The organism is Micromonospora sp. NPDC047756, from assembly GCF_055587245.1.
Map to the genome: position 1 here is coordinate 334,623 of NZ_JBVJGQ010000002.1, position 16,440 is coordinate 351,062.

Below are 16,440 nucleotides of genomic sequence, written 5' to 3' on the forward strand. Positions count from 1 at the left end.
TGTCACCGCCCGGACGATCTCCGCGCCTTCGTCGTGCGGCTATTCCGATGCGGGGGGGGGGGGGCTGGGTGCCATGGCACGACCCGCGCCTGGGCGGTGCTGGAATCCGACTCGCGCCGGCCGGGTGGGCCGGCCCGGCGTCCGGCCGGGCGAGACCAGCGGCGCTAGAGTCACTCAGTGCGAGCACGAAAGATACTCTACGTCATCGCGGGAGTCGCGCTCCTCGCGGCATGTGCCGTCCTGGCTCGCGACCCGCAGAATCTCGACCTCGCCGACAAGTACGCCAGCGTCCTGAGTCTCTTCATCGCAGGCACCGCCCTCTATCTGGGACGACGTACCAGGCCGCCGGTCGGCACAGACGATGACGAGATGGCGCGGAAGCTGGCTGAGCACGTCAAATGGCAGTGGCAGCAGGAGATCGGACTTCGCCTTCTGCAACACCCGAGGCCGCTGCGTCTGCGCTGGTCGCCATCTGAGCCCACGGCTGCGGGAGTACCACAGGCACAGCCCGGCCAGCTCGACCGTGACGGGCACGCCACGCGGCAACTGGTCGCTCTGGTCGGCCGCACCCGTCCTCGGCACCTCGTTGTCCTGGGCGAACCGGGATCCGGAAAATCAAGCCTGATGGCCCTGTTCGTGGTCGATGCCATTGATCTGCGGGAGGCCGCCGATCCGGTTCCGGTCCTGTTGGCGCTGCCAACGTGGGACGTGGGCGAACCTCTGGACGAGTGGATCGCTCGGCGCGTCGACGAGGACTACCCCGGCCGGGCCGGGCACCTGGTGCGTGAGCAGCGAATCCTCCCCGTCCTCGATGGTCTGGACGAACTCTCGAGGACAGCGCTGCACAAGGCGTTCGACGAACTGAACCGGGTCGGTCCGACCCTTCCCGGTCTGGTCGTGACCTCTCGGCCCGCTGAGTACGACGACGTGGTCAGCGGTCGGGGCCCACTGTCCACCGCTGCCGTGGTCCGGATCGAACACGTCTCTCCGGATGACGCTATCGCCTTCCTTACCGAAAGCGATCTGCAGGGCAGCACCCGGTGGAAGCCCGTCGCCGAACACCTGCGCCGTGACCAGCGCGGCGATCTCGCGAAAACCTTCACCAATCCGTTGATGATCTCCCTGGCCCGGTCCGTCTACCGATCCCCCAGGAGCGACCCGCAGCGATTGCTGACAATGGACGCGGACGCCCTTGAACGGCACCTGCTCGAGGAGTTCCTCACCAACGCCTATCCGGGAGACGAGCCCCGCCGCTGGCTCGCCGCCCTCGCCGCCACCGCCCGACTGCGTTGGTGGACCATGGCCGCTCAGGTGCACCCGGCCGTCATAGTCGGCACCGTCGGCCTGGTCGTCGCGGCTCTCGGAGCGGCCGCTGGTGCCGGGTTCGCAGCGCTGAGCGGCTATCGCCCGGGCGTCGCGACCGCCTACGCGGCGGTGACCGGTCTGGCTGTCGGTGTCCTCGCTGGCCGTCGTGCCGCCCGAGTGCACCAGCCACCCGGCATGTTCGCGGTCATCGCCGCTGCCCTACGCGACGGTTTGATCAGCGGCGTGATCTTCGCGGCTGGCGCGACGGCCGTGTTGATGAACGCCACCTCGGAGCCGGCAGTCCAGTTTTTCGGTCCGTTCGGTGTGGTCGGTGTGGTCGGCGGTTCCATGCTCGGGATCATCAGTAATGGCCTGGCGGCGGGACGCCGGATGGTGCCCCAACGGTTCGGCCGCCGCCTCGGTGCCCTGCCCCGGCGAATGGCCGGAGGTTGCCTGACCGCCGCGCCGTTCACCATGGCGGTGGCTACAGTGATCGCCGCGCTCAACGCCGTCGACCGGTGGGATCCCGCGCGCAATTGGCTCATCGTGATGCCGCAGGCCCTGCTGGACACGCTGATCATCGGTGCCGCCGCGGCCCTGGTGATCGGTGTTCCGATCGGTGTCGGCCAGTGGCTCAGCGTTCCCGACGAGGCCGACGAGCATGCGGGCAGCACCGCGACGTTCCGTTCGTCGCTGCGTGCCGAACGCGAGACGCTGCTGGTCAGCGTGGCCGGTGCCGCGCTCGCGGTGGGCGCGGTGACCGCCGCGGTGGTGGGGTTGGCCGGTGCCGGACTGGCCGGCCTCGGTGGTGGGAGCCCGGCGGTGGCGGCCGCGGTGGCGGCCGCGCTCGCGGCGACGGTGGTGGCGGTGCTTGCCGCGTTCGGTTCCGGCGCGCCATGGGTCGCGTACACGATCGCCCGGCTGTGGCTGGCGGCACGCGGTCGGCTGCCCTGGGACCTGACGGGCTTCCTGGAGGCCGCGCACCGTCACGAGGTCCTCCGCCAGGACGGTCCGGCCTATCGTTTCCGGCACGAGCGCCTACGCTCCCACCTTGCCGGTGCCCCGCCGCTGACGCCCAGGCGGGACCGGTTCGCCGTACAGCGCCGAAGCACCGTTGTCACCGCGCTCGCCGGCGTGGTCCTGATGCTGGTCACCGGCGTGACCGTGGTGCCCGACGCGCTCGAGACCGTGGCTTCGAAGCTGGCCGCCACCGCCTGCCGTGTCTCGATCACGGTCGCCGTCACCCCTGACCACCAGTCGAGGTTGGCCTCGGCCGTCAGCCATTTCAACCAGAGCCGTAGCGCTGTCTGCCAGCCGGTCCAGCTGATCACCGGCCCCCGTGACCTGCTGGCCACGCCCGATCCGGAAAAGGTCCAGGTGTGGATCCCCGCTTCGTCGGCCGTGGTCGACCTGATGCGAAGCCGCCACCCCAGGGCGGTCACCGGCGGTGAGGTCGAGCGTCTCGCCTATGACCCCCTCGTCCTGGCCGTCCCCGAACCGCTCGTCCAGAGATTCGATGGCGCGGACTGGCCGGCGATCGCCCGCTATTTGTGGCAACCGGCCCCGCCTCCGCGGGTCGTGGTGCCGAACCCCGCACGGTCGATCAGCGGGCTGAACGCCGTCCACGGAATCAGCAAGGAGCTTGGCGACACCGTCTCCGGCGCGGCCTCGGCCGAGATCACCTCCCCCAAGGTCATGCGCGACGTCGCCGCCCTGTTCGCCGAGGCCACGATCACCGAGGACGAGACCAGATTCCTCTGCGCCGGCGGGAGTGCCGCCGACGCAGCCGACACAGTAGTGATCACCAGGCAGGTCATCGTCGACGACGCCAACCAGGGCCAGCCGTGCCCGTTCGGTAGGCCCCCATTCCGTTGGGCCACGGTCCCGCTCGACGACAGCATGCTGCCGGCGGACATGCCCTACGTGGTGTTCTCCTCGGCGAGTAGGGCACAGGGCATCCTCGCTGACGCTCTCAGAAAGTTCCTCCGAGACAACATCGCTCACAGGTGGCCTCACCCACCCCGATCAGGCGCGGCCACCGGCTCAGGGCTCGCCCCCGGGCTGCTTCCAGGGCTCGTCGCACTGTGGGAGACGGCCCGCCCGCCGGTCACTGCGGTTCTCCTGGTCGACACCTCAGGATCGATGAGGGGATACGACGCATATCTGATGCTGAAGGCGGTACGGGAAGGCGTGATCCGGCTCAGACCTGCCGACCGGATGGCACTGTGGACATTCTCCAAACGCGCCGGCGGCGTCGGTTCGGGGGTCCGGGCGCATGTGCCGACCGGCCGCGCCGCCGACGTCCGCGATCGGGTGCGAGACGAGCTCGACCGACAGTTGATCGAGGGTGCTGATTCGGACCTCAACGCGTCCATCCTTGCGGTGTGGCAACACATCCGGGAGACCGAGTCGTCGACCCGGCCGGTGAACCTGATCGTCGTGACGGACGGATCCAACACCAGTCAGCCCCGCTTGAGGGGCGGCGTTGACGCGGTGCGCCGGCAGGACGGCGCCATCGTCCGGGTCATCGGCATCACCCAGGACAGCGCCGATCCGGTCATCATCGAGGGCCTGACCGAGATCGGTGAGGCAAGCGGTGGCAGCACCTTCACCGTCGCTACATCCGAAGAGGTCGCTGAGGCGTTGCAATTGGCGTTCACCCTCTATTGAGGGTGACCGACCGGTTGGCACAACCGCCGCAGCGGGGCTTGTTGGTCCCGGCCGTCGACCCCGGTGGCGACGGAGGGCGAAACGTCGGCATTGGCGCGTGGTGAACGACGGGTATCCCGGACGGGGTTTCTGCGTCGATCATTGCCCGAGGATAGATGCGAGTCACTCTCACCTCCTGGCGGAACGCCCGGGCGCGGAGGACGAGACGTCGGCACCGGAGCCGGGCGTGACCGAACGGCCCGACTCCGCGTCCCCGGAGGATCGCCATGCCCCGTCCCGCTCTCCGTAACCGGCTCGCGGCGTTCACCGCCGCAGTCCTGACCGCGAGCGTCCTGACGGTGACTCCGCCGTCACCGGCGCTGGCCGCCACGACGTTCGCCGCCAACGACTACTGCCTCGGCCAGTGCGCCGACATCCTGCCCCCCGGGCAGAACGGCAACGCGACGCTGGTCGCCATCCTGGCGCACCAGGCGCTCGGCACCCGCCCGGCGCACTCCAGCGACCAACTCGACGAGTACGCGAACCTGGTCTACAACTACGCCGGGCTGACCGACGAGCAGATCGCCCACTTCTACAACGACGCCTCGTTCGGCGTTCCGGCCGCACAGGTGGAGAGCACCGTCTCGCCGCGGTCGGACGTCACCATCGTGCGGGACAAGGCCACCGGCGTCCCGCACGTCACCGGCACCACCCGCGCCGGCACCATGTTCGGCGCCGGTTACGCCGGAGCCCAGGACCGGCTCTGGGTGATGGATCTGCTGCGGCACGTCGGCCGTGGAAACGTCACCTCGTTCGCCGGCGGCGCGCCGGGCAACCGGGAGCTGGAGCAGAGCGTCTGGGCCAACTCGCCCTACACCGAGGCGGACCTCCAGGCCCAGGTGAACGCGCTGCGCACCAAGGGCGCCCGGGGCCAGCAGCTCTACACCGACGTGGTCGACTACATCGCCGGCATCAACGCCTACATCGACAAGTCGATCGCCGACGACAACTACCCGGGCGAGTACGTGCTCGCGGGCGCGGGCAAGCCGAAGCACTTCACGATGACCGACCTGATCGCCACCGCCGGTGTGATCGGCGGGCTCTTCGGCGGGGGCGGGGGCAGCGAGATGCAGTCCGCGCTGGTCCGGGTGGCGGCCCGCGCCAAGTACGGGGCGACCGAGGGCGACCGGGTGTGGGCGGCGTTCCGCTCGCAGAACGACCCGGAGACCGTGCTCACCCTGCGCGACGGACAGAGCTTCCCGTACGGGGCGACGCCACCGGGCGCGACGAGCGCGGTGCTCCCCGACGCGGGCTCGGTGGTCGCCGAACCCCTCGCGTACGACGCCACCGGCGGGGCCGCCGCCCGCACCGGCGCCAGCACCGCCACGAAGGAGCTGCTCGGCGGCCTGTCCAACCTGCGCGCGCACGGCATGTCCAACGCGGTGGTGGTCTCCGGACGGCACACCACCACGGGCAATCCGATTGCCGTGTTCGGGCCGCAGACCGGCTACTTCGCGCCGCAGTTGCTCATGCTCCAGGAGTTGCAGGGTCCGGGCATCAGCGCGCGTGGCGCGGCGTTCGCCGGGCTGAACCTCTACGTGCTGCTCGGCCGGGGCCAGGACTACGCGTGGAGCGCCACCTCCGCGTCCCAGGATCTCACCGACACGTACGCGGTGCCGCTGTGCACCACCGACGGCACTGCCCCGACGCTGCGCACCAACCGCTACCTCTACCACGGGCAGTGCCTCGCCATGGAGGCGCTGGAGCAGCGCAACTCCTGGACCCCGACGTTGGCCGACTCCACCCCGGCCGGCTCGTACACACTGCGCGCGTTGCGCACCAAGTACGGGCTGGTCTCCTATCGGGGCCTGGTGAACGGGCAGCCGACGGCGTTCACCAAACTACGCTCGACCTACCGGCACGAGGCGGACTCGGCGATCGGCTTCCAGGCCTTCAACGACCCGTCGGCGATGGGCAGCGCGGCGGCTTTCCAGGCGTCCGCAGCCGACGTGGGTTACGCGTTCAACTGGTTCTACGTCAACTCGACCGAGGCGGCGTACCTCAACTCCGGCGCGAACCCGGTCCGTCCGGCCACCGCCGATGCGAACCTGCCCACGAAGGCCGAGCCGGCGTACGAGTGGGCCGGCTGGAATCCGGACACCAACGACGCCACCTACACCCCGGCGTCGGCGCATCCGCAGTCGGTCAACCAGGACTACTACGTCAGCTGGAACAACAAGCAGGCGCGGGACTTCGGGGCGGCGGACGGCAACTTCAGCTTCGGCTCCGTACACCGGGCTCAGCTGCTCGACGGCCCGGTGCGGGCGGCGATCGCGCAGCGCAAGCTCGGCCGCGCCGACGTCGTGAAGATCGTGGCGGACGCGGCGGTGACCGACCTGCGCGGCCAGCAGGTCCTCGGTGACCTGCTGCGGGTGCTGGACAGCACGCCGATCACCGATCCGGCGCTGGCCGACGCGGTGGGCAAGCTGCGCGCCTGGCAGCAGGCCGGAGTCCGCCGGGTGGAGACGTCCCCCGGCTCCAAGGTCTACCAGCACGCCGACGCCATCCGGATCTTCGACGCCTGGTGGCCGCTGGTGGCCTCGGCGCAGTTCCGCCCCGGCCTCGGGCCGGACCTCTACGCCGCGCTGGTCGACGCCATCCAGGTGAACGAGGCCCCGTCGGGCGGCCAGAACGGCGGGCGCGACGGCGCCGCGAACTGGGCGTTGCAGGGCCAGGCGCACAAGGGCTCGTCATTCCAACACGGCTGGTGGGGGTACGTCGACAAGGATCTGCGCACCGTGCTCGGCGACCCGGTGGCCGGAGGGCTGGGCCGCGCGTACTGCGGCAACGGCAACCTCGGCGCCTGCCGGCAGGCCTTGCTCGACGCGCTCGGCCAGGCCGCCGCGGTGCCGGCCACCACCGTCTACCCGGGTGACAAGTCGTGCGGGGCCGGCGACCAGTGGTGCGCCGACGCGATCGTCCACTCCGGGCTCGGCGGCATCACCCACCCGGTGATCGCCTGGCAGAACCGTCCCACCTACCAGCAGGTCGTCTCGTTCCCGGCGCGCCGGGGCGACGACGTCACCAACCTGGCGCAGGGCCGTCCGGCGACCGCGTCGAGCACCCAGTTCCTGACCGGTCACACGCCGGACAAGGCGGTCGACGGCAGCCTCGGCAGCCGGTGGGCGAGCAGCTACAACGACAACCAGTGGCTCCGAGTTGACCTCGGGGCGGCCCGCACCGTCAGCCGGGTCGTGCTGCGGTGGGAGGCCGCGCACGCCACCTCGTACCGGATCGAGGTCTCCGCCGACGGCAGCTCCTGGTCGCCGGTGTTCGCCACCACGACCGGCAACGGCGGCGTCGACAACGCCACCTTCGCCCCGGTCACCGCCCGCTACGTTCGGGTGTACGGGGCCAAACGCGCCACCTCGTACGGGTTCTCGCTCTACGAATTCGAGCTGTACGGCACGTGAGCCTGCCCGGAGGGGGCGGCGGAATCGCCCGCCGCCCCCTCCGGTGCGCGCCATCACTGCCGACCGGTGTGTTGTCGGGTCAACAGCACGCGCTCACGTCGGGGCCGCTGGTGTTCCGTCGGTGGCGGGCCCGATCAGCGAGGGGGCGCAACGAGGAACGATCTGATGTGGTCGAGCGCCATGTCCAGGGCGACTTCCATGGGTGCGACGTCGTGCGCGGTGTTCGCCAACAGGTAGCCGCCCTGCAGAGCGGCCATCAATCCCGTGGCCAACTTCTCCGGGTCGGCATCCTGGCGCAGCAGGCCACTGTCGCGCATCCGGTGCAGACCATCACTGATCAGCTTCTGCCAGGCCGCGAATGTCTCCGACAGGGACGATCGCGCCTGCTCGTCCTGATCAGACAGTTCGAGGGCCATTGACCCGAGGCCGCACCCGTATCGGCCGTTGTTCAGCGAGTTGGCCTGGACCAGCGCGTTACGCCACCGGATCAGCCCTGAGAACGATCTCAGTCGTTCGAGCCCGGCGCTTTCCCGCTGAAGCACGAGCGCGCCCCGATAGGTAACCAGGGCGCGCACCAGTTCCTGCTTGTCGGCGAAGTGGTGGTAGAGCTGGGACTTGCTCGTCTGGCTTGCCTCGCGGATGTCGTCGAGGGTGGTCGCGTTCACTCCGCGCACGAGCGTCAGCCGGTTCGCTGCATCGAGGATCCGCTCTCGCGTCGCGATGCCCCGCTGACTGATCCGCCGCCTGTTCGTCGGCGCAGTCACCTGCTCGTCGCTCATCAATCGAGTGTATCCAGCAGAATTTGGACTTCGGAGTCCAGCGGGTGGAGGTGCATTCCGCTCCCTTGACGAGCTGCGACCATTACCAGAGTCATCGTTGGTACGGGATTACCGGGGACCATCCGGTCCCAGAGCGCGCGCGGGCCGGCGCGCGGACCGGGGTCCGCGCGCCGGAGGTGTCAGGCCGATGCCCGCTTCGGGAGCTTCCACCCGGGGCGGGGGAAGTGGCAGGTGTACCCGTTCGGGTAGGTCTGCAGGTAGTTCTGGTGCTCCGGCTCGGCCTCCCAGAAGTCACCCGCCGCGGTGACCTCGGTGACGACCTTGCCGGGCCACAGGCCCGAGGCGTCGACGTCGGCGATGGTGTCCTCGGCGACCCGCTTCTGCCCGTCGTTGGTGTAGAAGATCGCCGAGCGGTAGCTGAGGCCGATGTCGTTGCCCTGGCGGTTCTTCGTCGACGGGTCGTGGATCTGGAAGAAGAACTCGAGCAGCGCGCGGAAGTCGGTCTGGTCGGTGTCGTAGACGACCTCGATGGACTCCGCGTGGGTGCCGTGGTTGCGGTAGGTGGCGTTCGGCACGTCGCCGCCGCTGTAGCCGACGCGCGTGGACACGACGCCGGGCTGGCGGCGGAACAACTCCTCCATGCCCCAGAAGCAGCCGCCGGCGAGGATTGCCTTTTCGGTGTTCACGTCGTCTCCTTGCCTGTCGTCGTGCCAGCCCACCTGGACACGCAGGTACAGACGCTCGCCGGGTCGGTGGTATTCCCGCAGTCTCCACCTTACCTGGACTCCAGAGTCCACGAGCGCGGGTCTCACCGACGTCGGGCCGCTGCGCCGCGATGATTCTGAACTGGCACTTGAGCCTGACCACAGGAGTAACCAGATGAAACAGAAGTGGACTTGACAGACCAGTTTTACCGTGGCTAGGTTCGGGACGCTCGACCGGGTGGCTCGGGGAGCGATGGGTGCCTGACCTGCCCGTCTGCGTCGAGTCGACACACGCCCCGCCACCCTCGGCGGCATCCGCGCGCCCCAACCGCTGCCGACCTGCTGCGGCACGGCGCCGAGGCGTGCAGCCGGCAATGCTGGGAAACGGAACTGCGCTCCTCGTGCCAGCGCAGACGAGGGCTGGATACAGGGAGGTGTCTGATGAAGGCGATCGTGGTGACGGACGAGGCTGCGGGAACGGCCGGGATGACGCTGGTCGAGCGGCCTGAGCCGGAACCGGCCCTCAACGACGTCGTCGTCCAGGTTCACGCGTCGGGGTTCGTCCCGACCGAGTTGACGTGGCCCTCGACCTGGACCGATCGCCTCGGCCGTGACCGGACGCCGTCGACACCCGGGCACGAGCTGGCCGGAGTGGTCAGCGCTCTCGGGTACGGCACGACGGGACTGTCGGTGGGACAGCGGGTGTTCGGGCTCACCGACTGGACCCGCGACGGCACCCTGGCGGAGTACGTGGCCGTCGAGGCCCGCAACCTCGCCCCGCTGCCCGGCGACGTCGACTTCACTGTGGGAGCGAGCCTGCCGATCTCTGGCCTGACCGCCTGGCAGGGGTTGTTCGAGCACGGCCGCCTTCGGGCGGGGCAGAGCGTCCTCGTGCACGGCGCGGCCGGCGCAGTCGGGTCGATGGTGACGCAGCTCGCGCGTGAGTTCGGCGCCCACGTCATCGGCACCGGGCGCGCTGCCGACCGTGACCGGGCGCTGGACTTCGGCGCACACGAGTTCGTCGACCTCGGCAGCGAGGCCGTGGAAGACGTCGGTGGAGTCGATCTCGTCTTCGACGTCATCGGCGGTGAGATCGGGAAGCGTTCGGCAGGCCTCATCCGAGCCGGAGGATCACTGGTCTCCGTTGTCGGGCCGTCCGAGGCGCGGCCCGCGGGCGTTCTGGCGACAGATTTCGTGGTGATGCCGGATCGTGCGCAACTGGGGGAAATCGTCCAGCGGGTACGGGATGGGCGGCTGCGGACGAACATCGGCACCGTCGCAGACCTCGACGACGCCGTCGCCGCTCTCAACCCGACCGAGCGGATCACCGGAAAAACGATCATCCGCACTCGCTCCCCGCGCTGAAGTCGACGAGCCGCTGCACGGGTGTGTTCGCTACGACGTCAGGACGATTCGTCCGAAGACCTCGCCAGCGTCCATCTTCTGGTGCGCCACCATCGCCTTCTCCAGCGGCAGAACCTCGTGCACCACGGTCTGGAGCTTCCCGCGGGCGGCGGCGGCGAACTGCTCCGTGCGCACGGTCTGCCGGTCGGCCGCCGTCACCGTCGCGGCGCTGAAGGTGGCGAACGACATCGACTTCTGGAACGCGGTCATCAACCTCGTCCCGAAGTCCGCGGGCGGTTGGCCGCCCACCGCCCCGACGGCCACGAGCCGGCCGTTGGGGTTGAGTCGGTCGAAGAACGCGGGCAGGTCCCGGCCCGCGACAACGTCGATGATGACGTCGTAGCCGGTGGGATCGTCCGAACCCCCTGCCCCGGAGCGGTCCAGCACGTGGGTCGCACCAAGGCGGCGCAGTCGGCGGCCGCGCTCCGGCGACGAGGTCGTGACCGCGACGGCACTGGCACCACCGCCGACCGCGAGCTGCACCGCCATGATTCCGATGCTGCCGGCCGCACCGCGGACCAGGACCGACTCACCTGGCGAGAAGTGCGCGTGAGCGAGGCCGAAGTGAGCCACGACCCCGGAGCTGCCGAGCGCCAGGGCGTCGACCGCGGAGAGGCCCGCCGGCAGGGACAGAACCTCGGCGATCGGGGCGACCACCTGCTCGGCATAGCCGCCGCCCGTACCCGTGAAGGCCCAGACGCGTTGCCCGATCCAGGCGGGGTCCACGCCGTCACCCACCGCCGTGACCGTGCCGGCAACCTCGCCGCCGGGGATGTGACCCTCGCGGAAGCCGTACGCGGCGAGAGCGCCGCTTCGGATCAGGACGTCGGCGCCTGCCACGCCGACCGCCTCAGTGGTGATCAACGCCTCCCCGGGAGCGGGCACCGGGGCGGGGAGGTCGACGACCGCCAGCCCACGGGGATCGCCGAACTCCTTGATCATTACTGCCTTCACGGTTCGTCACCCTTCCCACGCCAGTCCCGCGGACGCCCGAACGGTAGTGGACGCATGCGTCCGTTTAGCTAGAGTGAGAGAGTGGGAGGCCAGTTGACTCAGAACCTGCGGTCGGACGCGCTGGACAACCGTGAGCGCATCCTCGACACCGCCCGCGCGGTCTTCGCCGCCGAAGGCATGGACGTGCCGATGCGTGAGATAGCCCGACGAGCCGGAGTCGGCCCCGCCACTCTCTACCGCCGATTTCCCACCAAGCAGGCGTTGGCCACGGAGGCGTTCGCGGATCAGATGAACGCGTGCGTCGCCGTCGTCGACGAAGGGCTCACCGACCCGGACCCCTGGCACGGCCTGTGCCTCGTGATCGAGCAGCTCTGTGAGCTGCAAGCCCGGAACCGAGGCTTCACCGCGGCGTTCACCTCGGCATTTCCCCACGCCGTGGACCTCGCCGCGAAGCGCGAAGCCGCCCTCGCCTCGCTCGCCGAACTGATGCGCCGGGCCAAGGGCGCCGGCCACCTACGGGCGGATGTGGGCCTGGACGACCTCGTTCTCATGCTGATGGCCAACGGTGGCCTGTACGCCATCTCGACGAACGCCCGGGTTGCCGCCGCTCGGCGCTTCGCCGCGCTCACGATCGAGGCGTTTCGCGGCTGATCGGCAACCGGCCGGCGGCACGCGGACAATGGGGCGATGAAGCGTGACGTGAATCTGATGCGGTGGACCGGAACGCGTGCCGACGGCGCGGTGGCGACGGGCGCGGCGGCTACCGGCGCGCGGGCTGCGGGCGCGGCGTCGGTCGGTGCCCTCGCCGTGGGGGCGCTGGCCGTCGGGGCCGTCGCTGTCGGGGCGCTGGTCATCGGACGGCTGGCGATCCGCCGGGCGGTCGTGCGGGAGTTGCGCGTCGGCCGGTTGGAGATCGACGAGTTGGTGGTGCACAGCCGACCCACTGCTGAGGAATGACCCACGCGACACCGTTCGGCCCGCGCTTACGCCACCCGGGGCGGGGTGGACAGCCTGTCGGTCTGCCCACCCCGCTGACAAGGGTTCAGTAGCGACGCAGGACGTGCTTGTCCGCGTTCAGGTGGCGGTCGAGTTTGATCACGATGAACTCGTTGTCGTCCGCCTGGCCGGCCGTCCGACCCGCCGACGACGGGAAGTTGTTGTCATTCAGGACGGCGAGCGTGCGGTCGTCGAGGATCACCACGTCCTCGATCGTCTGGAACGGGAACGTGAACGGGTCACCGAAACCGCCGACGTGCCGAGGGTTGGCGATTGCCATCAGGTCGGCGACCAGCGTCTTGTCGAGCACCCCGTCGCGGTTACGGTCGCGCTTGTCCGCAAGGTAGATCTTCTTGACCTTGGCCGTCTCGCCCTGACCGTTGTCCCGCTCGATGATCAGGAAGCGGTCGCGATCCACCATGACGGCGTCACCGATCGCGTTTGTGGGAGAGTCGAGCGCGTAGCTCCAGCGCCGTCCGGTGTAGGCGTTGGTCCCGATGTCGAACTCGCTCAGCCGGAGGGTGCCGGCCGGATCACCCGTGATCGTGCCCTCAAGCAGCGGGTAGAGCGTGCGACCGTCCGGCGACTGGGCCGTGCCCTCGAAACCCTTGCTGCTGCCAAGGTTGGCCGGGGTCGCACCGCGGCCCGGGTTCTCGGGGGCGAAAACCCCGGGCAACGGCACCGGCGCCTGCAGCAAGCGGCCTGCCCGGTCGAAATGCAGCAGGTACGGGCCGAACTCGTCACCGATCCAGTACGTGCCATCCGCCGTCCGGGTGATCGACTCGACGTCGAAGTCCGCCCCGGTGAGCACGCGGTCGGCACGAGTGAGCGGGAAGGGCACCTTGCCGTACGGGTCGGTCAGGTTGATGCCACCGAGCACGTCCACGGCGCCGCTGCCGAAGTCGGGCGCGACCCGCTGCACACGCAGCACGAAATCGGCACTGTTGGCCTTGTTGCCGAAGCCGTTGTCGGACAGCACGTCGAAGGTGCCGTCGGCGTTGCGCAGGACGCCGCTGAACCCCTGGATCGGTTGGTCGGCGAACGGCGGGGTGATTCCATTGATGGGGGCACTGCCGAGCGACGAGCCGGACGGTTCGCTGCCGGGAACGAAGGTTGCCGCCGGCAGCGCGGCGAACCTCAACAACTCGGCCTGGTCCCACGTGTTCCGCTCCGCCGCCGCCGCGGTCGCGGTGCCCGGCAGCGTCAGGGTCAGCGCGACCGCCGCAGCGGTCAGGCCCATCCGCTTACTTACTGCCATCGATCCTCATCTCTCCAGGTGCCAGCAGGACGTCTTCGGTCCGCTGGCACCGTAGAGCGATGCGGTGAACTCGAACTGGCCACAGGGGAATGCCCGCCCAAACCGCCGGCGGATGCCGCACGGCTGTCAGCCGCGCCGGGCCTCCCGCCTGCCTGTACGTACGGCAGGCGGGAGGCCCGGTGTCGGTCAGCCGTCAGCGGCCCTGCAGGCGCTTCACGTTGTCGCCGAAGGTCCACCCCTTCGACCCGTCCCAGTTCGCCGACCAGGTCATCAGACCCTTGAGACCGGGTACGGAGTTCCACGCCTGCGTGACCAACGACGTCGACAGGTGGCCGCCGCCGGCCCCGATCTGCGCGGGCAGGCCCGGGACCTGCTTGTCGTACGGCACCCGGATGGTGGTGCCCTGGATGGTGAGCCCGTTGTTCAGGCACTGCGTCTGCACGGTGAAGCCCTGCACGGTGCCCGCCGGGTACGAGTCGCCGGCGCAGCCGTACATGCTGCCGTTGTAGTACTGCATGTTGAGCCACCAGAGCCGGCCGTTGTCCACGTACTTCTTGATGATCGGCAGGTACGAGCCCCAGATCGAGCCGTAGACCACGCTGCCGCCGGTGACGTAGGCCGTCTCCGGCGCCATGGTCAGGCCGAAGTTCGACGGCATCCGGGCCAGCACGCCGTCGATGATCCGGATCAGGTTGGCCTGCGACGTGGACAGGGTGTTGATGTTGCCGCTGCCGGTCAGGCCGGTCTCGATGTCGATGTCGATGCCGTCGAAGTGGTAGGCCGTCAGGATCGGCACGATCGTCGCGATGAACCGGTCGGCGACGGCGGTCGAGCTCAGGTCGATGCCCGCGGCGGCTCCGCCGATCGACATCAGGATGGTGGCGCCGGCCGCCTTGGCCTGGCACATCTCGGCTGGGGTGGCCACCTTCACGCCGGCGTCCATGCCGTTCTCCCAGAGGACCGTGCCGTCCGAGCGGATCACCGGGAACGCCGCGTTGATCACGTTGTATCCGTGCTGGTTGAGCCGGCTGTCGGTGATCGGGATCCAGCCGAGGCCGGGGTGCACGCCGTTGGAGGCCCCGTCCCAGTTCTCCCAGTAGCCCTGCAGCACCTTGCCGGTGGGCCGCGACTTCACCGCGCAGGTCCCACCGGTCGGTGGTGGCGTGGTGGGAGGAGGAGTGGTCGGCGGTGGGGTGGTGGGTGGTGGCGTCGTCGGTGGTGGCGTGGTGGGTGGCGGGGTGGTCCCCGAGCACGCGCCGAGGTCACGCCAGAGCGATGGAGTCGAGGCGGGGTTCCAGCCGGCGCCGGGGTGCGCGGTGTGGGTCACCAGCGCCTGGTAGAGCCGCCCGCCGTAGGTGACCTGCGCGCCCGCCTGGTAGGTGGGTCCTTCGGCCCAGCCGGGCGCGGCACAGGCGACCATCGGAACGGCGTTGGCCGAGGGTACGGCCGCCATGCTGCTGGGGACGAAGGCGACGGCGGCCGTGAGGGTCATCGCCGCCCCGGCCACCGCTGCGAAAATCCGATGTCTTCTCATGGCTCACTCCCCAGGCTTCGACGACCCGCGACCTCCACATATTGACGTTCGTGACGTCTAATATCAAGGGTTGTTTACAGATAACGGGAAGTGGGGGAGCGGTCGGTGCGAGGGGGGTCGAGAACCTGTTTGATGGCGTGTCCTCCGGCCAGGTGAAAGTTGAGTTATTTTCCTCTTCTGTCCTGAGATGCGCGGTTGGCGTGAATACGGTGAGGTTGGGCGATCAGGCGCGTCATCGCGGCAGCTCGGCGGTGCTCTCGACCGGTACGGCGTGGGCCGGGTCGCGGTGGCGGCTGCGCACATCTGCCCGCGTTCGGAAACCACTGACCAACGAGGGAGAAGAGACATGCTCGGTATCTCGCTACGTCGGCCGAAGACCATCGCCGCAACGCTCGCCGCCGCCACGCTGGTGACGGTGCTCGGCTCAGCCGCCCCAGGCGTGTCCGCGGACGGCGGCCCGCGACCAACCCCGGACGAGGGGCATCGCAGCAGACCAACCATCGTCCTGGTGCATGGCGCCTGGGCGGACGGCTCCAGTTGGAGTGGGGAGGTCAAGAGACTCCAGGCCCGCGGTTTCGATGTCCAGGTCGCGCCGCAACCCAACCGGGGGCCGACGATCGACAGCGGCTACCTGAAGGACTTCCTGTCCACCATCGAGGGTCCCATCGTGATCGCCGCCCACTCCTACGGCGGTTTCGTGACGAGCGACGCCGCGACCGGCAACAAGAACGTCAAGGCACTCGTCTTCGTCGACGCCTTCGCCCCGGACAAGGGGGAGACCGTCGAAGAGCTCACCGCGGGCTCCGGCTCGATTCTCGAACCGGCCCTGACCGACCCCACGAGCGTCTTCAAGCTCGTACCGTTCCCCGGCGCCCCGGAGGGCGCGGCCGACGCGTACGTCCTGCCGAAGGTGTTCATCCCCGGCTTCGCCAACGGTCTGCCCCGGCGGCAGGCGGAGGTGCTCGCCGTGACCCAGACCGCCCTGGCCACGAACGCGCTGGGGGTGCCGGCGACCGAGCCGGCGTGGAAGACGATCCCGGTGTGGGCGGTCATCGGCACCGAGGACCGGGTCATCCCGCCGGCCAGCCAGGAGGCGATGATGAAGCGGGCGGGAGCCGACATCACCCGGATCGACGCCGGCCACCTGGGCCTGATCTCGCATCCCGGCGAGGTCACCGAGGTCATCCTGGAGGCGGCCCGGACGACCGCCTGACCGTCTCCTGACCTCGGCGGCAACGGGAGCCGGGTTTGCGAAAGGCCGGCCGTGGGGGGGGGGGGGGGGGGGGGGCCGGGGGGGGGGGGGGGGGGGGGCGGGTGGGGGGGGGGGGGGGGCCCCGCAGGGGCCGGGAAGAGGGACCCGCCCAACCCGCCCCCGCAGGCCCGC

At 69.8% G+C, this 16,440-nt stretch carries 11 protein-coding genes; 6 read left to right on the plus strand and 5 right to left on the minus strand.

Annotation, left to right across the window (positions count from 1 at the left end):
- The first annotated feature begins 177 nt into the window (after positions 1–177).
- Positions 178–3,975 (plus strand): VWA domain-containing protein, encoded by a 3,798-nt coding sequence (locus ACZ6NZ_RS06650; protein ID WP_465856422.1) that lies wholly within the window; start codon positions 178–180, stop codon positions 3,973–3,975.
- 266 nt (positions 3,976–4,241) lie between these two features.
- The gene (locus ACZ6NZ_RS06655) at positions 4,242–7,427 is read left to right on the plus strand and encodes a penicillin acylase family protein (RefSeq protein ID WP_465856424.1); all 3,186 of its coding nucleotides are present in this window, start codon (positions 4,242–4,244) and stop codon (positions 7,425–7,427) included.
- Between the two features lie 134 nt (positions 7,428–7,561).
- Here the strand turns inward: ACZ6NZ_RS06655 and ACZ6NZ_RS06660 are convergent, their stop codons facing one another.
- Together ACZ6NZ_RS06660 and msrA are read right to left on the minus strand one after the other, a co-directional pair.
- Positions 7,562–8,206 carry a TetR/AcrR family transcriptional regulator gene (locus tag ACZ6NZ_RS06660; RefSeq protein ID WP_465856426.1) on the minus strand — a complete coding sequence of 215 codons (645 nt, stop codon included), beginning with the start codon at positions 8,204–8,206 and terminating at the stop codon, positions 7,562–7,564.
- Positions 8,207–8,385: 179 nt separating this feature from the next.
- Complete coding sequence (gene msrA, locus ACZ6NZ_RS06665; RefSeq protein WP_366608445.1) at positions 8,386–8,892, minus strand: peptide-methionine (S)-S-oxide reductase MsrA; 507 nt, start codon at positions 8,890–8,892, stop codon at positions 8,386–8,388.
- 459 nt (positions 8,893–9,351) lie between these two features.
- On the opposite strand from msrA, the gene ACZ6NZ_RS06670 reads away from it, so the two are divergent.
- A complete protein-coding gene (locus ACZ6NZ_RS06670; protein WP_465856428.1) occupies positions 9,352–10,275 on the plus strand; it encodes an NADP-dependent oxidoreductase in 924 nt (307 codons plus the stop codon).
- A 30-nt stretch (positions 10,276–10,305) separates the two neighbouring features.
- Here ACZ6NZ_RS06670 and ACZ6NZ_RS06675 read toward each other — a convergent pair whose 3' ends face one another.
- Positions 10,306–11,268: a zinc-binding dehydrogenase gene (locus ACZ6NZ_RS06675; RefSeq protein WP_465856430.1), complete on the minus strand. Its 963-nt coding sequence runs from the start codon at positions 11,266–11,268 to the stop codon at positions 10,306–10,308.
- Between the two features lie 93 nt (positions 11,269–11,361).
- On the opposite strand from ACZ6NZ_RS06675, the gene ACZ6NZ_RS06680 reads away from it, so the two are divergent.
- Positions 11,362–11,919 carry a TetR/AcrR family transcriptional regulator gene (locus ACZ6NZ_RS06680; protein ID WP_465856432.1) on the plus strand — a complete coding sequence of 186 codons (558 nt, stop codon included), beginning with the start codon at positions 11,362–11,364 and terminating at the stop codon, positions 11,917–11,919.
- Between the two features lie 36 nt (positions 11,920–11,955).
- Positions 11,956–12,225, plus strand: a complete 270-nt coding sequence (locus ACZ6NZ_RS06685) for a hypothetical protein (protein ID WP_366608442.1) — start codon at positions 11,956–11,958, stop codon at positions 12,223–12,225.
- Between the two features lie 85 nt (positions 12,226–12,310).
- On the opposite strand, the gene ACZ6NZ_RS06690 is transcribed toward ACZ6NZ_RS06685, so the two are convergent.
- Together ACZ6NZ_RS06690 and ACZ6NZ_RS06695 are read right to left on the minus strand one after the other, a co-directional pair.
- Positions 12,311–13,522: an esterase-like activity of phytase family protein gene (locus ACZ6NZ_RS06690; protein ID WP_465856434.1), complete on the minus strand. Its 1,212-nt coding sequence runs from the start codon at positions 13,520–13,522 to the stop codon at positions 12,311–12,313.
- Positions 13,523–13,715: 193 nt separating this feature from the next.
- On the minus strand, positions 13,716–15,056 hold the full coding sequence (locus tag ACZ6NZ_RS06695) for a carbohydrate-binding protein (protein ID WP_366608440.1): 1,341 nt from the start codon (positions 15,054–15,056) through the stop codon (positions 13,716–13,718).
- Positions 15,057–15,402: 346 nt separating this feature from the next.
- Here ACZ6NZ_RS06695 and ACZ6NZ_RS06700 point away from each other — a divergent pair, with 346 nt between their 5' ends.
- Positions 15,403–16,269: an alpha/beta fold hydrolase gene (locus tag ACZ6NZ_RS06700; protein WP_366608439.1), complete on the plus strand. Its 867-nt coding sequence runs from the start codon at positions 15,403–15,405 to the stop codon at positions 16,267–16,269.
- Positions 16,270–16,440 lie beyond the last annotated feature (171 nt).

Bases quoted from the DNA above. Each gene is read 5' to 3' on its own strand.
- ACZ6NZ_RS06660 (WP_465856426.1), bottom strand. From the start codon at position 8,206: ATGAGCGACGAGCAGGTGACTGCGCCGACGAACAGGCGGCGGATCAGT.
- ACZ6NZ_RS06670 (WP_465856428.1), top strand. From the start codon at position 9,352: ATGAAGGCGATCGTGGTGACGGACGAGGCTGCGGGAACGGCCGGGATG.
- ACZ6NZ_RS06690 (WP_465856434.1), bottom strand. From the start codon at position 13,522: ATGGCAGTAAGTAAGCGGATGGGCCTGACCGCTGCGGCGGTCGCGCTG.
- ACZ6NZ_RS06700 (WP_366608439.1), top strand. From the start codon at position 15,403: ATGCTCGGTATCTCGCTACGTCGGCCGAAGACCATCGCCGCAACGCTC.
- ACZ6NZ_RS06695 (WP_366608440.1), bottom strand. From the start codon at position 15,056: ATGAGAAGACATCGGATTTTCGCAGCGGTGGCCGGGGCGGCGATGACC.
- ACZ6NZ_RS06655 (WP_465856424.1), top strand. From the start codon at position 4,242: ATGCCCCGTCCCGCTCTCCGTAACCGGCTCGCGGCGTTCACCGCCGCA.
- ACZ6NZ_RS06685 (WP_366608442.1), top strand. From the start codon at position 11,956: ATGAAGCGTGACGTGAATCTGATGCGGTGGACCGGAACGCGTGCCGAC.